This window comes from Pseudomonas sp. NPDC086566, assembly GCF_050280885.1.
Lineage (GTDB): Bacteria > Pseudomonadota > Gammaproteobacteria > Pseudomonadales > Pseudomonadaceae > Aquipseudomonas > Aquipseudomonas vlassakiae.
Genome location: NZ_JBNNWD010000008.1, coordinates 193,679 through 208,429 on the forward strand (window position 1 = coordinate 193,679; position 14,751 = coordinate 208,429).

Annotated in this window: 16 protein-coding genes; 9 read left to right on the top strand and 7 right to left on the bottom strand. The window is 64.5% G+C overall.

Going from position 1 to position 14,751, the window contains the following annotated elements; all coding sequences use genetic code 11:
* Positions 1–43 precede the first annotated feature (43 nt).
* The 6 genes from pstA to ACQKPS_RS19820 form a co-directional block, all read right to left on the bottom strand.
* Positions 44–937, bottom strand: coding sequence for a phosphate ABC transporter permease PstA (gene pstA / locus ACQKPS_RS19795; protein WP_427605421.1), 894 nt, complete (start codon positions 935–937; stop codon positions 44–46).
* The gene (gene pstC, locus ACQKPS_RS19800) at positions 937–1,902 is read right to left on the bottom strand and encodes a phosphate ABC transporter permease subunit PstC (RefSeq protein WP_054883790.1); all 966 of its coding nucleotides are present in this window, start codon (positions 1,900–1,902) and stop codon (positions 937–939) included. The genes pstA and pstC overlap by 1 nt, the downstream gene beginning before the upstream one ends.
* A 73-nt stretch (positions 1,903–1,975) precedes the next feature.
* Positions 1,976–3,004, bottom strand: coding sequence for a phosphate ABC transporter substrate-binding protein PstS (pstS, locus tag ACQKPS_RS19805; RefSeq protein ID WP_254480232.1), 1,029 nt, complete (start codon positions 3,002–3,004; stop codon positions 1,976–1,978).
* 204 nt (positions 3,005–3,208) lie between these two features.
* Entirely contained in the window at positions 3,209–3,700 is a 492-nt protein-coding gene (locus ACQKPS_RS19810; RefSeq protein ID WP_254480233.1) for a GNAT family N-acetyltransferase, read from the bottom strand.
* A gap of 358 nt (positions 3,701–4,058) precedes the next feature.
* Entirely contained in the window at positions 4,059–4,472 is a 414-nt protein-coding gene (arfB, locus tag ACQKPS_RS19815) for an alternative ribosome rescue aminoacyl-tRNA hydrolase ArfB (protein WP_313202209.1), read from the bottom strand.
* Positions 4,473–4,539: 67 nt separating this feature from the next.
* The gene (locus ACQKPS_RS19820) at positions 4,540–4,764 is read right to left on the bottom strand and encodes a hypothetical protein (RefSeq protein ID WP_254480235.1); all 225 of its coding nucleotides are present in this window, start codon (positions 4,762–4,764) and stop codon (positions 4,540–4,542) included.
* A 171-nt stretch (positions 4,765–4,935) separates the two neighbouring features.
* Here ACQKPS_RS19820 and ACQKPS_RS19825 point away from each other — a divergent pair, with 171 nt between their 5' ends.
* From ACQKPS_RS19825 to ACQKPS_RS19860, 8 genes are all read left to right on the top strand, one after another.
* Positions 4,936–5,085 (top strand): hypothetical protein, encoded by a 150-nt coding sequence (locus ACQKPS_RS19825; RefSeq protein WP_254480236.1) that lies wholly within the window; start codon positions 4,936–4,938, stop codon positions 5,083–5,085.
* A gap of 14 nt (positions 5,086–5,099) precedes the next feature.
* Positions 5,100–6,563 carry an MFS transporter gene (locus tag ACQKPS_RS19830; RefSeq protein ID WP_254480237.1) on the top strand — a complete coding sequence of 488 codons (1,464 nt, stop codon included), beginning with the start codon at positions 5,100–5,102 and terminating at the stop codon, positions 6,561–6,563.
* A gap of 81 nt (positions 6,564–6,644) precedes the next feature.
* Positions 6,645–7,025, top strand: a complete 381-nt coding sequence (locus ACQKPS_RS19835) for a termination factor Rho (protein WP_254480238.1) — start codon at positions 6,645–6,647, stop codon at positions 7,023–7,025.
* Positions 7,026–7,178: 153 nt separating this feature from the next.
* Entirely contained in the window at positions 7,179–8,402 is a 1,224-nt protein-coding gene (locus ACQKPS_RS19840) for an SfnB family sulfur acquisition oxidoreductase (RefSeq protein WP_254480239.1), read from the top strand.
* 12 nt (positions 8,403–8,414) lie between these two features.
* Positions 8,415–9,785 (top strand): LLM class flavin-dependent oxidoreductase, encoded by a 1,371-nt coding sequence (locus tag ACQKPS_RS19845; protein ID WP_254480240.1) that lies wholly within the window; start codon positions 8,415–8,417, stop codon positions 9,783–9,785.
* Entirely contained in the window at positions 9,782–10,447 is a 666-nt protein-coding gene (locus tag ACQKPS_RS19850) for a methionine ABC transporter permease (protein ID WP_254480241.1), read from the top strand. The genes ACQKPS_RS19845 and ACQKPS_RS19850 overlap by 4 nt, the downstream gene beginning before the upstream one ends.
* A gap of 22 nt (positions 10,448–10,469) precedes the next feature.
* Positions 10,470–11,240 (top strand): MetQ/NlpA family ABC transporter substrate-binding protein, encoded by a 771-nt coding sequence (locus tag ACQKPS_RS19855; RefSeq protein ID WP_176509326.1) that lies wholly within the window; start codon positions 10,470–10,472, stop codon positions 11,238–11,240.
* Positions 11,241–11,243: 3 nt separating this feature from the next.
* The gene (locus ACQKPS_RS19860; protein WP_254480242.1) at positions 11,244–12,257 is read left to right on the top strand and encodes a methionine ABC transporter ATP-binding protein; all 1,014 of its coding nucleotides are present in this window, start codon (positions 11,244–11,246) and stop codon (positions 12,255–12,257) included.
* A 22-nt stretch (positions 12,258–12,279) separates the two neighbouring features.
* On the opposite strand, the gene ACQKPS_RS19865 is transcribed toward ACQKPS_RS19860, so the two are convergent.
* On the bottom strand, positions 12,280–12,813 hold the full coding sequence (locus tag ACQKPS_RS19865) for a cupin domain-containing protein (RefSeq protein ID WP_283722945.1): 534 nt from the start codon (positions 12,811–12,813) through the stop codon (positions 12,280–12,282).
* A gap of 149 nt (positions 12,814–12,962) precedes the next feature.
* On the opposite strand from ACQKPS_RS19865, the gene ACQKPS_RS19870 reads away from it, so the two are divergent.
* Positions 12,963–14,750, top strand: coding sequence for a thiamine pyrophosphate-requiring protein (locus tag ACQKPS_RS19870; RefSeq protein WP_313202217.1), 1,788 nt, complete (start codon positions 12,963–12,965; stop codon positions 14,748–14,750).
* Position 14,751: the final 1 nt, after the last annotated feature.

Here is a 14,751-nt window from a genome sequence, read left to right on the forward strand (position 1 = left end):
CTCTCTGTGCAGTTGATACGTTCACGGTCGAATGCTCCCTTTCTCAGTACTTGGGCTTGCCGAAAATGCGGCTAAGAATATTGACCACCAGCACGATCATCACCAACACCAGCGAGGCCGCCCAGGCGAGCTCCAGCTGGTTGTCGAACGGCATGCCGGAGAAGTTGTAGATCAGTACGGCAAGCGAGGCCGTGGGGTTCATGACGGCCAGGCTGCCATCGTGGTAGATCCAGTAGTTGCTGAACAGCGCGGTGAACAGCAGCGGCGCGGTTTCGCCTGCGGCGCGGGCCACGGCCAGCATGACGCCGGTAAGGATGGCCGGCATGCCGGTCGGCAGGGCGATCTTCCAGATCACCTGGGCGCGGGTGCAGCCCATGCCGTAGGCGGCGTCCTTCATGATCTTGGGCACCATCTTCATGGCTTCTTCAGCGGTCAGCACGACGATCGGCAGCATCAGCACCGCCAGCGCCACACCACCGGCCGGGGCCGAGTAGGTGCCGGTGGTCATCACCACCAGCGCATAGGCGAACACACCGGCAAGGATCGACGGCAGGCCGGTGAGCATCTTCGCAGCAAAGCGCGAGGCGTTGGCCAGCTTGCTCTCAGGCCCGAGCTCGGCGAGGAACACCGCCGCCAGGATACCCACCGGCACCGCGATGGCGGCGGCGATGCCGACCATGACGAAGGTACCGGCCAGGGCGTTACCGAAGCCCCCGCCCATCTCGAAACCGGTGGGTGGCAGTTCGGTGAACACTTCCAGGCTCAGGCGCGCACCGCCGCGGGTGATCAGCATGTACAGCACGGAAATCAAAGGCACACTGGCCAGCAGGGCCACGCACCAGACCATGCTGGTCAGCACCAGGCTGCGCAGGGCGCGGCCCTCGAAGCGGCGCTGCAGGCTGGGCAATGCGGCAGTCGCTGCAGTGAGGTCAGTCATTATTTGTTACCCCGCTGGGCGTAGAGCATGATCAGCGACCCGAACACGTTCACCAGCAAGGTGATGAACATCAGGACCAGTGCGGCATACATCAGTACTTCGATCTCGTTCGGCCCGGCTTCCGGGAAGTTCAGCGCCAGCAAGGCTGCCAGCGTGTTGGCCGGGGCAAACAGGGACAGGGTGATGGTGTTGGCGTTACCCACCAGCATCGCCAGGGCCATGGTTTCGCCCAGTGCGCGACCAAGGCCCAGCACCAGGGAGCCGAAGATGCCGGTGGCGGCCGACGGCACCATGACCTTGAGGATGGCCTCCCAATGGGTAGTGCCCATGCCGTAGGCAGCCTGCTTGGTCTTCATCGGTACGCTGGTCAGCGCATCCTGGGAAACCGCGGCGATGGTCGGCAGGATCATGATCGCCAGCACCAACGCCGCCGGCAGCAGGCCGGGGCCACTCAGGGAGGTGCCGAAGAACGGGATCCAGCCCAGCTCGCTGTTCAGCCAGGCGGTCAGCGGCCGGATGGCCGGAATCACAACGTAGATACCCCACAGGCCGTAGACGACGCTGGGGATGGCGGCGAGCAGCTCGACGATGGTGCGAAACACCGCGGCGAGCCTCGCCGGCAGGAAATCCTGGGTAAGGAAAATGGCCATGCTGACGCCGAAGAAACCGGCGATCAACAAGGCGATCAGGGCGCTGTAAAGCGTGCCCCAGATGGCGGGCAGAATGCCGTATTTGCCCTGGTTGACGTCCCACACACTGCCGAACAGCACGTCGAAACCGTGCTTTTCCATGCCTGGAAGTGCTTTGCGTCCTACTTCGTATACCAATGCGAATACCAGCGCGAGAATCAGCACCACACCGATGCGCGCAAGGGCACGGAAGGTGCGATCGACCAGGAAGTCCTTGGTGGACGGCGGCTGGCACGCGGAGTCTGGGTTATCCGGTATGGCAAAAGGTGTGTTCATTTAGCGGGTTCCGGGACTGAGGGCAGCCACCCCCGGCATGGTCGACACACCACGCCGGGAGCGCCTGGAGGTATTACTGGATGCTTTGCGAGGCTTTGCGCACTTCGTCGACCACCGATGGCGGCAGCGGGATGTAGCCCATCGAGTCGGCGATCTGCTGGCCTTTGGTCAGGCCGTACTCGACCATGTCACGCATGGCCTTGGCCTTTTCCGGGCTGCCGTTGTCCTTGCGGAAGATCATCCAGGTGTAGGAAGTGATCGGGTAGGACTTGGCACCTTCCGGGTCTGGCAGGTGGGCGATCAGGTTTTCCGGCATCTTCACCGCCGCCAGCGCCTCGGCACCGCTTTCGGCATTCGGCACGACGTATTGGCCAGCCTTGTTCTGCAGCGAGGCGAAATCGACCTTGGCCAGCTTGGCGAAGCCGTATTCGATGTAGCCGATGGCGCCCGGGGTCTGGCGAACGGTGGCGGTCACGCCGTCGTTCTTCGGCGACTTGATGAACTTGTCGGTGGCCGGCCAGTTGACGGTGTTGCCTTCGCCCAGGTCTTTCTTGAAGTCAGCATTGATGGCCGACAGGTGCTTGGTGAAGACCGCGTTGGTGCCGCTGGAGTCGGCACGCACGACCACGGTGATCGGCATGTCAGGCAGTTTCAGCTCAGGGTTGGCCGCGACGATCTTTGGGTCGTTCCACTGGGTGATCTTGCCGAGGAAGATGTTGGAGTACACATCGCGTGGCAGCTTCAGGCCTTTCGGGTTGCCTGGCAGGTTGTAGGCCAGGACGATTTCACCGGCGGTCATCGGCAGCAGCTGCACGCCTTCGCCGACCTTGGCAATGTCTGCTTCGCTCATGGCCGAGTCGCTGGCGGCGAAGTCGACGGTCTTGTTCAGGAAGTCCTGAACGCCTGCCCCGCTGCCCTTGGACTGGTAGTCGACGGTGACGCCAGCCGTGTTCTTGCTGAAGTCCTTGAACCAGGTCAGGTAGATAGGTGCAGGGAAACTGGCGCCGGAACCGGTCAGGCGAACGTTGTCTGCGGCAAAGGCCGAAGTGGCGCTGAGCGAGACGGCAACGGCGAGTGCAGCAGACTTCATCAGGCGTATCATGGAAAAAGCGCTCCGTGTGATGGCCGACACACTTTGCAGCAGCTGTGTTACAGCTTTGTGACTGTTGAATGGCAGTGAACCCTTCAACCCCCTCTAGAACGGGGGACACAGTCAACGGGCTGTCATTGCTTGGTAACCAAATGTGACTTGATACCTTGCCATCAGCTGCCTGCGCTGATCATGAAGCCGTGCAACTGACCGAGGTCAGAGCACCATGACCATTTCATGCCAGGCCATGCCACCGTGCTCCGATGGCGAAGGCCGCACATACTGGTAGCCCATCTTGCGGTACAGCTCGACGTGCTGTTCCTTGCACATCAGGTGGATGGTCTGCTTGCCCTGGGCCTGCATGCGGTTGATGAACTCGCGCATGAGCCGCTTGGCGTAGCCCTTGCCCTGGTGGGCCGTGTCCACCACCACCGACATGATCACCACGTTCGGCGCTTGCGGGTCGTGGCCGACCAGTTCCTTGAATGCCTCGTCGGACATCACCACCTCGTGGGCGCAGCCACTGTTGATGAAGCCGACGATGCCGTGGGGGTCCTGGAGCAGCAGGAAGCCTTCGGGGTATTGGCTGATACGCGTGCGGATCTTCTCCAGCGTGGCCGCTTCGTCGCCCTCGTAGGCACCGATTTCGATCGCGTAGCAGCGCTCGGCGTCAGCGATGACGGGTTGGCGGAATGAGGTGTTGCTCATGGGAAGGCTCCGGCATGTGAGGTGATGGGGTCGCCATGGTAATGCACGTTGGGGCTGGCAGGTGGCTGGCGGGCGACTTTCAGCGCCTGTGAGATCGAGCGCCGCCCGCGCGGCGCATCGCGGATGAATCCGCTCCTACATCTGTTTCGGGCCAGTCATTCCTGTAGGGTCACCGCTGTACGCCTTGTTTGCAGGGCTCAGGACATGCGCCATGGCGGGCAACCATGGCGTAACAGGTTCGGCACGTTGCAACAAATGTAGGAGCGGATTCATCCGCGATGCGCCGCGCGGGCGGCGCTCGATCTCACAGGCGCTGAAGATCTCAAGGCATGCATCTCTCAGTTACAACGGGTTCACTCTAGAACTCCACCTTGCCCCGCCCCGCCTTGACAGTACTCCGCCTGGCTTTTCCTTCCAGCCGGCGGGTCTTCGAACCGAGTGTCGGCTTGGTAGGCCGGCGTTTCTTCTCGACTTTGCCCGCAGTGATGATCAACTCGGCAAGGCGCGCCAATGCGTCAGCGCGGTTCTGTTCCTGGGTGCGGTATTGCTGTGCCTTGATGATCAACACGCCATCGCCAGTGATGCGGCTGTCACGCAGCGCCAGCAGCCGCTCCTTGTAGAACTCGGGCAGCGACGAGGCTCGAATGTCGAAGCGCAGGTGCACGGCGCTGGACACCTTGTTGACATTCTGCCCACCCGCGCCTTGCGCGCGGATGTAGGTCAGTTCGATGTCGGTGTCTGGCAGATGCACGTTGTTGGAGATGGTCAGCATGGCATGGCCCTAGTGATTGCCCTCCATTATCACAGCCTTCGCCGCCTGCCCAAAGAACAAATCAAACTCAATGCCGGGCCTTTTCATCAACCTCAGCCAAGCGCTTTTTGGTCTGGCGGGTCAGCTCTTCCTGCTCCTTGACCGATGTCGGCGTAATCACCTTGTCCACGGCCTCGGTATCGGGGTCCGGGTTTTCAAGCACCGGGTCCGGCGCCCTCTCGCCGCGCTGCGCCTCTTCAGAGGAAATCGGCCGGGGGACTTTGTCGCCGGTCTTGCCGTCGGTGTGCTTCATGGGTTGCTCCTCATGGCAGTGGTGTCTTCTAAGAAGAGCCCTGCGGCACGCAAAAGTTTGATCCAATCGCGCCCGGGCAAACGCCCCCCCGCAGCCATTGGCGAATCGGATTGAACAGCAGCGCACCTGCGCGCCCTAACGGTAGGCAAACATGCTTTCAGGAGACAGGCCATGATCGACCCCAACCACCCTGACCCGTATGTCGACGAAGTGCCGCACAATCCGGGCGAGCCCGTACCCAAGCCGCAACCCGAACCGCACCAGGAGGCGCCAGACTGGCCGGAGGGGCAGGTGCCGCCAGAAGAGCAATCGGACGGCTGATCAAAGGCATTGCAGTGACGACCCAAGCCTTGCAGGAGCGCGGCGCTGCCGCGCTGTACAGCACCGACATCCCCGCCCGCCTCGACCGCCTGCCGTGGACACGCTTTCATACCTTGCTGGTGCTGGCGCTGGGCATCACCTGGCTGCTCGACGGCCTGGAAGTCACCCTGGCGGGCTCGGTGGCGGGTGCGCTCAGGGACAGCCCGGCGCTGCACCTGAGCAACACCGACATCGGCCTGGCAGGCGCCACCTACATCGCCGGCGCGGTCATCGGTGCGCTGTTCTTCGGCTGGCTGACCGACCGCCTGGGGCGGCGCAGGCTGTTCTTCATCACCTTGTTCCTGTACATCGGCGCCACGGCGGCAACGGCGTTCTCGTGGAACCTGGGGAGCTTCCTGCTGTTCCGCTTTCTTACCGGCGCCGGTATCGGCGGTGAGTACACGGCAATCAATTCGACCATCCAGGAGTTCACCCCGGCGCGGTACCGCGGCTGGGTCGACCTGACCATCAACGGCACCTTCTGGATCGGTGCAGCGCTCGGCGCGGCCGGTGCAGTGTTCCTGCTCGACCCGGCCGTTGCCGGAGGTGACCTTGGCTGGCGCCTGTGTTTCGGCATCGGCGCAGTGCTGGGATTACTGATCATGCTGATGCGCCTGTGGGTGCCGGAGAGCCCGCGCTGGCTGATGATCCACAACCAGCCGCAACACGCCGAGCGCATCGTTGCCGACATCGAGCGGCATTACCATGAGCGCGGGATCGCCATCCCACCGCTGCAAGGCCCGCCCCTGAAGCTGCGCGCCCGCAACCACACGCCTTTGCGCGAGGTGTTCCACAGCCTGTTCGTCGAGCATCGGCGCCGCGCAGTGGTAGGCCTGACCTTGCTCACCGCGCAAGCATTCTTCTACAACGCGATCTTCTTCACCTATGCGCTGGTGCTGACCGACTTCTACCAGGTGCCGACAGCCAAGGTGGGCTGGTACATCCTGCCCTTCGCGCTGGGCAACTTCTGCGGCCCGCTGTTGCTGGGCAGGCTGTTCGACATGGTCGGCAGGCGCATCATGATCAGTTCGACCTATCTGGTTTCAGGGCTGCTGCTGGCCATCAGCGGCTACCTGTTCCAGCAGCAGCTGCTCGACCTGACCCAACAGACCCTGGCCTGGATGGTGATTTTCTTCTTCGCTTCGGCGGCGGCCAGTTCGGCCTACCTCACCGTGGCAGAAACCTTCCCGCTGGAAATCCGCGCCCTGGCCATTGCCGTGTTCTATGCCTTCGGCACCGGTCTGGGTGGCCTGGTCGGGCCGACCCTGTTCGGCGCGCTGATCGAAACCGGTGAACGCGCCTGCGTGCTGTACGGCTACCTGATCGGCGCGGCGCTGATGATCATAGCCGCCCTTACCCAGGCGCTGTGGGGCGTGGCCGCCGAGCGGTGTTCGCTTGAACAGGTGGCCAGGCCGCTGTCACAGATCAGCGAACCCTGAGCGCACCGTCCGTCCATTCAATGGCACTCCGGGCGCCCCAGGCCTTCAACCGTTCAAGTACACCACGCAGGAGTCAATGCCATGCCACGGGGCGACAAGGACAAATACACCGACAAGCAGAAGCGCAAGGCTGAGCATATCGAAGAGAGCTACGAGCACAAGGGCGTTTCGAAGGATGAGGCCGAGGCGCGCGCCTGGGCCACCGTCAACAAGCAGTCCGGGGGTGGCGAGAAGTCAGGCGGCTCGGGCAGCAAGACCTCCGCTGGCGAGAAGAAGACCGCCCGTTCGGACTCGGCCAGGCGTGCAGCGAAGTCACGCGAAGGGCACGCCCGGTCATCCAACAGCTCGCTGGAAAGCCAGACCAAGGCAAGCCTGCTCAAGGAGGCGCGCAGCAAGGACATCAAAGGTCGCTCGACCATGACCAAGGCCGAACTGGTAGCAGCCCTGCGCAAGCAGGCCTGACACTGTTGCACAGGCAACAGCCGGCCAACAGTTGGCGGCGATCCACACAGGAACGCTCGCCCTCGGCTGGCGGCGAGGCCTTGGTTTGCGGCACTCCCGGGGCTGGCACAACAGCTGCAATGTGAAGTCGTCCGACTACACATCGAGTTGTCCATGCCTAGCGAAATCCTCTCTGCAGCCTACGAAATCCGCCGCCCTGCAGCCCACATCATCGAAAACGACGGCGAGGCGATCGCCGTCGCCCATCAGGTCGCTGCGCTGCTGCGCGAAGGCGCGGCCGAACGCGATCGACAGCGGCAAGTACCGGCAGACATTGTCGACGCCTTCTCCAACAGCGGGCTGTGGGGCATCACCGTGCCACGGGCCTATGGCGGTGCCGAGGTCTCGTACGCCACGCTCGCGCGCGTCATCGCCATCGTTTCGGCCGCCGACCCTTCGTTGGGGCAAATTCCGCAGAATCATTACTGCCTGCTCGAAGACATCCGCCTGCAAGGCACCGCCGAACAACAACGCCACTTCTTCGGCCTGGTGCTGCAGGGCCATCGCTTTGCCAATGCCCTGTCGGAAACCGGCGGCAAGACCGTCCAGGACATTCGCACCCGCCTGGTGGCCGAAGGCGACGGTTTTCGCATCGACGGGCGCAAAGGCTACTGCACCGGCTCCTTGTACGCCCACTGGATCGGAGTATTGGCGCTGGATGAGCAGGACCGTGCACAGCTGGCGTTCGTCGAACGCGACACCCCCGGCCTGGTGATCGTCGACGACTGGAGCAGCATGGGCCAGCGCACCACCTCCAGCGGCACCGTGCTGCTCGACGGCCTGCGGGTGCCGGCGTTCAACCTGTTCCCCAGCTACCGCTCCTACGAAAGCCCGACCCTGGCTGGCCCCTTCGCCCAACTCACCACCGCCGCCATCGATGCCGGCATCGGCCGTGCGGCGCTGGACGACACCATCGCCTTCGTGCGCCAGCACGCCCGCCCGTGGATCGACGCCAAGGTCGAAAAGGCCAGCGAAGACCCGCTGACCATCATTCAGGTCGGCTCTCTGGAAATCCGCCAGGAAGCGGCCGAGGCGCTGCTTGAGCGTGCCGGCCTGGCCCTGGATGCGGCCAGGCCGGCGCCGGATGAAGACAACGTGGCCCTGGCCTCGGTGGCCGTGGCCAAGGCCAAGGTGCTCACCACCGAGGTGGCCATCGAGGCCAGCAACCGCCTGTTCGAACTGGGCGGCACGCGCTCGTCGCTGACCCGGCACAACTTCGACCGCCACTGGCGCAACGCCCGGGTGCATACCCTGCACGACCCGGTGCGCTGGAAATACCACCTGGTCGGCAACTGGGCCTTGAACGGCATCAAGCCTGCCCGCCATGACTGGAACTGAGGCAGCGCGACCATGACCAAGCAGATCCGCCTCAACGCCTTTGCCATGAACACCGTCGGCCACCTTTCGCCAGGGCTCTGGCGCCACCCGCGGGACCAGGCCACCCGCTATACCGATATCCACTATTGGGTCGAGCTGGCCAGGACCCTGGAGCGGGGCTGCATCGACGGGCTGTTCATCGCCGATGTGCTGGGCGTCTATGACGTGTATGGCGGCAATGCCGACGCGGCCTTGCGCAGCGCTGCCCAAGTGCCGGTCAATGACCCGTTGCAGTTGGTACCGGCCATGGCCGCCGCCACCCGCCACCTGGGTTTCGGCGTGACCGCGTCGGTGTCGTTCGAGCACCCCTACCCGTTCGCCCGGCGCATGAGCACCCTCGATCACCTGACCCAGGGACGCGCCGGCTGGAACATCGTCACCTCTTACCTGGCCAGTGGCGCACGCAACCTGGGGCAACCGCCACTCAGCCACGATCAGCGTTATGCACTGGCCGAGGAATACCTGCAGGTCTGCTACAAGCTCTGGGAAACCAGTTGGGAAGACGATGCGGTCCAGGCCGACCGGGCAACCGGGGTATATGCCGACCCGCGCAAGGTCCACGGCATCGACCACCAGGGCACCTGGTTCAAGGTGCCAGGTTTTCACCTGAGCGAACCTTCGCCGCAACGCTCGCCGGTGATCTACCAGGCCGGCGCCTCGAGCCGCGGCCGTGCCTTCGCCGCCGCCCATGCCGAGTGCGTGTTCGTCGCAGCCCCCAGCAAGGCGGTGCTGCGCAAGCAGGTGGCCGAACTGCGTGCGGCAGTGGCTGCCGCCGGCCGCGCGGCCGATGAGGTACAGATCCTCGAACAACTGACCGTGATCGTCGCGCCGACCGACCAGCAGGCGCTGGCCCTGCTCGACGAGTATCGCCAGTACGCCAGCGCCAGCGGCGCCTTGACCCTGATGGCCGGCTGGACCGGTATCGACTTCGCCGAATACGCCCCTGACCAGGTGCTGCGCGAAGTGCCCAGCGACGCCATCCAGTCCGCCGTGGAAGCCTTCACCCGCGCCGACCCGACACGCACCTGGACCACCGCCGAAATTGCCGATTACTGCGCCATCGGTGGTGACGGCCCAGTGCTGGTGGGCTCGGCACAGACGGTGGCCGATCAATTGCAGGAATGGGTGGAGGAAACCGGCGTCGACGGTTTCAACCTGGCCAGCGTGGTCGCGCCGGAAACCTTCACGGCCGTGGTCGACCTGCTGGTGCCGGAGCTGCAGGCCCGCGGGCTGTTCAAGCGGGCCTACCAACCCGGCACTTTGCGCAACAAGCTGTTCGGCCGCGGCGACCGCCTGGATGGATCGCACCCGGTCGCCGCCCTGCGCCGTGAGGCTCGCCGATGAACGAGCTGCTGAGCAACCTCGATTGGGGCGAAATCGCCCAGGCCTGCCTCGACACCCTGAGCATGCTGGGCGCGGCACTGGGCTTCACGGTGCTGCTCGGCCTGCCACTGGGGGTGTTGCTGTACCTCACCGGGCAACGCCAATTGCTCGCCAACGGGCCGCTCTACCGCAGCCTCTCCGTGGTGGTCAACGTGCTGCGTTCGCTGCCGTTCATCATCCTGCTGATCGTGCTGATCCCGTTGACCACGCTGCTGACCGGCACCTCCCTGGGGGTCAAGGGCACCATTCCGCCGCTGGTGGTCGGTTGCACGCCGTTCTTCGCCCGCCTGGTGGAAACCGCCCTGCGCGAAGTCGACCGTGGCCTGGTGGAAGCCAGCCAGGCCATGGGCGGCAGCATCCCCCAGATCATCCGCTACACCCTGCTGCCCGAAGCGCGCACCGGGCTGATCGCGGCCATCACGGTCACCGCCATCGTGCTGGTCGACTACACCGCCATGGCCGGCGTGATCGGCGGCGGCGGCCTCGGCGACCTGGCGATCCGCTTCGGCTACCAGCGCTTCCAGACCGACGTGATGGTGGTCACCGTGCTGCTGCTGATCCTGCTGGTGCAGGTGTTGCAGATGAGCGGTGACCGCCTGGTAAGACATTTCACCCGACGCTGAATCCCCTCAAGGTATCCCCATCATGAGAAAGACCCTCACTGCCCTCGCCGCCTTCATCGCCTTCAGCGCCCAGGCCGCCGAACATCTGGTGGTCGGCGCCACGCCGGTGCCCCACGCCGAGATCCTCGAATTCGTCAAGCCAGCCCTGGCCAAGGAGGGCGTGGACCTCGACATCAAGGTGTTCAACGACTTCATCCAGCCCAACCTGCAACTGGCGCAAAAGCATCTGGATGCCAATTACTACCAATACCGGCCGTTCCTCAACGACTTCAACCAGACCCGGCATACCGACCTGGTGCCGGTGGTCGGTGTACACATCGAGCCGTTCGGCGCCTACTCGGCCAAGTACAAGACCCTGGCCGAGCTGCCCGATGGCGCCAGCGTGGCCATCCCCAACGACCCGGTGAACACCGGCCGCGCCCTGGTGCTGCTGGCCGAGGCCGGATTGCTCAAGCTCAAGGACCCGGCCAACCCGCAGTCCACCCAGCGTGACATCACCGACAACCCGCGCCACCTGAAGATCCGCGAGCTGGAAGGCGCCATGCTGGCCCGCTCGGTCAAGCAGGTGGACCTGGCCTTCGTTTTCGCCAACTACGCTCTGGAGGCGGGTATCGACACCAACAGCGCGCTGATCGTCGAGAAAGGCAAGGACCTGTATGTCGAGTACCTGGTCGCCCGCCCCGACAACCTGCAGGACCCCGGTATCCAGAAACTGGCCAAGGCGCTCAACTCGCCCGAAGTGCGCAACTTCATCCTGACCCGCTACAAGGGCCAGATCGCCCCGGGGTTCTGAGCCATGAGCCGCTTTCAGCAGCAGCTGCAGCCAGCCCTGGCCCACGTGCAACTGCAGGGCATCCACAAGCGCTACGGCGGGGTCAGCGCGCTGGATGCTATCGACCTGGAAATACGCCGCGGCGAGGTGTTCGGCATCATCGGCCGCAGTGGCGCGGGCAAGTCCTCGCTGCTGCGCCTGCTCAACCGCCTGGAGGCGCCCAGCGCCGGCCAGGTGCTGATCGACGGCCAGGACATTGCCGGCCTGCAGGGCAAGCCGCTGCAGAGCCTGCGGCGCAAGGTGGCGATGATCTTCCAGCACTTCAACCTGCTGGCCAACAGCACCGTCTGGGAGAATGTCGAGCTGCCCCTGCGCATGGCCGGTGTGCCTCACGGGCAGCGCGCCGCCAGGGTGCGGGAACTGTTGCAGCTGGTGGGCCTGGCAGAGCGCGCCGGTAACTACCCGGCGCAACTGTCGGGCGGCCAGAAGCAGCGCGTGGGCATTGCCCGGGCGCTGGTGCTGCAACCGCAGATCCTGCTGTGCGACGAGGCCACCTCGGCACTCGACCCGCAAAGTACCGAGTCGGTGCTTGAGCTGTTGCGCGACATCAACCAGCGGCTGGGCCTGACCATCGTCCTGATCACCCACGAAATGCAGGTTATACGCGACCTGTGTGACCGGGTGGCCGTACTGGAACAAGGCCGTATCGTCGAAGCCGGTGAGGTGTGGCAGGTGTTCGGCAATCCCCAACACCCTGTCAGCCGCATCCTCCTGAGCGACGCCGCCCTGCCGCGCCAGGCCAGTCACCCTGGTCACCGCTATATCGACCTGCATTACACCGGACAGCAACACTTGCAGCCTGACCTGCCGGCTATCAGCGCGGCACTGGGCGAAGGTGTGAGCCTGCATTCGGCTGCCATCGAGCCCATTCAAGGCCGCTATCTCGGGCGCCTGCGCCTGGCGATCAGCAACGCGACACCGGCCGAGGTGCTGATGCAGCGGGCCAGCCGGCTGGCCGACCGGGTCGAGTGGGTTTGACAGCACAGGGCCATGCGCGCCCTCAGTCGTTTGAGGTTCGGTTATGCCAGTGGGTCATCTGCATGCCCGTGGCCGGATCCTGCGCGGGGACGGGGACGGCAGCGATGCGCGCCAACGCCTGTTGGTGCTTCGCCCGATCGGGACGCTGGATGTCGTACTGCTCCTGCCCGTGCGGATAGGCGCCGACCACCAGAAAGTCATCGCTGGCTTCCACACAGCGATGACCAGTACCCGCCGGCAACACCAGCACATCCCCCGCTTTGACACTCAGCGTCTGCCCCGCTTCGCCGCCAAGGGTGACCTGGGCATGCCCCCTGGCGACGCCCAGGGCCTCGTGGGCGTTGGGGTGAAAATGGTGGTAGTCGAAGATGCCGGCACGCCATAGCGGTGCCCACTGGTGGGCCGAGAACAGCGCCTCGAACGCACTGGCATTGTCCTCTGCAGGGTCAAGCTGAAACCGGTACAGCAGTACCGGAAACCGGCTGTTGGGTGTGGCCCCGTCATCGTCGAAAAGCAGGGTCTGCAAGTTGCTGCTGGTGGTGTCGATAGCGCTCATCTGCATGGGTCCTGATCAGTGGGTCGATGTGCCTGGGAAGCTTGCGAGCACGACGAGGTTCCGGTCAGCCGACAGACGCGAACACGGTTGAAACTTTCCCGAAGCCTGCCAAGTCCAGACCCCTATCGAGGACATTCCGGGAGAAGACGATGACTGGCACGGTAGGCGACTTTCTGGTGGAGCGCTTGTATCAATGGGGCGTGCGGCGCATCTTTGGCTACCCGGGCGATGGCATCAATGGCGTGTTCGGCGCGCTGAACCGGGCCAAGGGCAAGATCGAGTTCATCCAGGCCCGCCACGAAGAAATGGCCGCGTTCATGGCCAGCGCCCACGCCAAGTTCACCGGCGAACTGGGCGTGTGCATCGCCACCTCCGGCCCCGGCGCCTCGCACCTGCTCACCGGTCTGTACGATGCGCGCATGGACCACCAGCCGGTGCTGGCCATCGTCGGCCAGCAGGCCCGCGCCGCGCTCGGCGGGCACTACCAGCAAGAGCTCGACCTGCTGTCGATGTTCAAGGATGTGGCCGGCGCCTTCGTCCAGCAAGCATCCACGCCGGAACAGGTCCGCCACTTGCTCGACCGCGCTGTGCGCACCGCGGTCGGTGAGCGCCGGGTCACCGCGATCATCCTGCCCAACGATCTGCAAGACCTGCCCTACAACGAGCCGCCCAAAGCCCACGGCACGGTGCATTCCGGCATCGGCTACAGCAAGCCCAAGGTAGTCCCCTTCGACGAGGACCTGCAGCGCGCCGCCGACGTGCTCAACGCGGGGCGCAAGGTGGCGATACTGGTTGGGGCCGGCGCGCTGCAAGCCACCGAGCAGGTCATTGCGACTGCCGAAAAACTCGGCGCAGGTGTAGCCAAGGCGCTGTTGGGCAAGGCTGTGCTGCCTGACGACCTACCGTGGGTCACCGGTTCCATCGGCCTGCTCGGCACCGAACCCAGCTACCGGCTGATGGCCGAGTGCGACACCCTGCTGATGATCGGCTCGGGCTTCCCCTATTCCGAATTCCTGCCCAAGGAAGGCCAGGCCCGTGGCGTGCAGATCGACCTGCAACCCGACATGCTCAGCCTGCGCTACCCGATGGAGGTGAACCTGGTCGGCGACGCCGCGCAAACCCTGCACGCGCTGCTGCCACTGCTGGAGCACAAGGCGGACCGGCGCTGGCGTGACAAGGTCGAAAGCTGGCGGGCCCACTGGGACAAGACCCTGGAAAAACGCGCACTGGTCAAGGCCGAGCCGATCAACCCGCAACGCGTGGTGCACGAGCTTTCTCCACGCCTGCCTGACAACGCCATCATCACCAGCGATTCCGGCTCCTGCGCCAACTGGTTCGCCCGCGACCTGCAAATCCGCCAGGGCATGCAGTGCTCGTTGTCCGGCGGCCTGGCCAGCATGGGCGCGGCCGTGCCCTACGCGATCGCCGCCAAGTTCGCTCAGCCAGAGCGTGCCGTGGTCGCCCTGGTCGGTGATGGCGCCATGCAGATGAGCAATCTGGCCGAGCTGATCACCGTGGCCAAGTACTGGCAGCAGTGGGACAACCCGCAATGGATCTGCGCCGTGTTCAACAACGAAGACCTCAACCAGGTCACCTGGGAGCAACGGGTGATGGAGGGCGACCCGAAGTTCGAGGCTTCGCAATCGATACCTGACGTGCCCTACCACCTGTTCGCCATCTCCATCGGCCTGCAAGGCATCTACGTCGAGCGCGAAGAAGACATCGCTGGCGCCTGGGAGCGGGCCCTGGCCGCCGACCGGCCGGTATTGATCGAATTCAAGACCGACCCCGACGTGCCGCCGCTGCCGCCGCATATCAAGCTGGAACAAGCGAAGAAGTTCGCCAGCACCCTGCTGCAGGGCGACCCGGACCAGGCCGGCGTCATCGTGCAGACGGCCAAACAAGTGCTCAGCTCGGTATTGCCGGGCAAGAAATGAC

What these genes read in the sequence shown, in the direction of transcription:
- ACQKPS_RS19840 (WP_254480239.1), top strand. Translation starts at nt 7,179, where the DNA reads ATGCCTAGCGAAATCCTCTCTGCAGCCTACGAAATCCGCCGCCCTGCA.
- ACQKPS_RS19825 (WP_254480236.1), top strand. Translation starts at nt 4,936, where the DNA reads ATGATCGACCCCAACCACCCTGACCCGTATGTCGACGAAGTGCCGCAC.
- pstA (WP_427605421.1), bottom strand. Translation starts at nt 937, where the DNA reads ATGACTGACCTCACTGCAGCGACTGCCGCATTGCCCAGCCTGCAGCGC.
- ACQKPS_RS19850 (WP_254480241.1), top strand. Translation starts at nt 9,782, where the DNA reads ATGAACGAGCTGCTGAGCAACCTCGATTGGGGCGAAATCGCCCAGGCC.
- ACQKPS_RS19845 (WP_254480240.1), top strand. Translation starts at nt 8,415, where the DNA reads ATGACCAAGCAGATCCGCCTCAACGCCTTTGCCATGAACACCGTCGGC.
- ACQKPS_RS19870 (WP_313202217.1), top strand. Translation starts at nt 12,963, where the DNA reads ATGACTGGCACGGTAGGCGACTTTCTGGTGGAGCGCTTGTATCAATGG.
- ACQKPS_RS19820 (WP_254480235.1), bottom strand. Translation starts at nt 4,764, where the DNA reads ATGAAGCACACCGACGGCAAGACCGGCGACAAAGTCCCCCGGCCGATT.
- ACQKPS_RS19865 (WP_283722945.1), bottom strand. Translation starts at nt 12,813, where the DNA reads ATGAGCGCTATCGACACCACCAGCAGCAACTTGCAGACCCTGCTTTTC.
- ACQKPS_RS19810 (WP_254480233.1), bottom strand. Translation starts at nt 3,700, where the DNA reads ATGAGCAACACCTCATTCCGCCAACCCGTCATCGCTGACGCCGAGCGC.
- pstC (WP_054883790.1), bottom strand. Translation starts at nt 1,902, where the DNA reads ATGAACACACCTTTTGCCATACCGGATAACCCAGACTCCGCGTGCCAG.
- arfB (WP_313202209.1), bottom strand. Translation starts at nt 4,472, where the DNA reads ATGCTGACCATCTCCAACAACGTGCATCTGCCAGACACCGACATCGAA.
- pstS (WP_254480232.1), bottom strand. Translation starts at nt 3,004, where the DNA reads ATGATACGCCTGATGAAGTCTGCTGCACTCGCCGTTGCCGTCTCGCTC.
- ACQKPS_RS19855 (WP_176509326.1), top strand. Translation starts at nt 10,470, where the DNA reads ATGAGAAAGACCCTCACTGCCCTCGCCGCCTTCATCGCCTTCAGCGCC.
- ACQKPS_RS19860 (WP_254480242.1), top strand. Translation starts at nt 11,244, where the DNA reads ATGAGCCGCTTTCAGCAGCAGCTGCAGCCAGCCCTGGCCCACGTGCAA.
- ACQKPS_RS19835 (WP_254480238.1), top strand. Translation starts at nt 6,645, where the DNA reads ATGCCACGGGGCGACAAGGACAAATACACCGACAAGCAGAAGCGCAAG.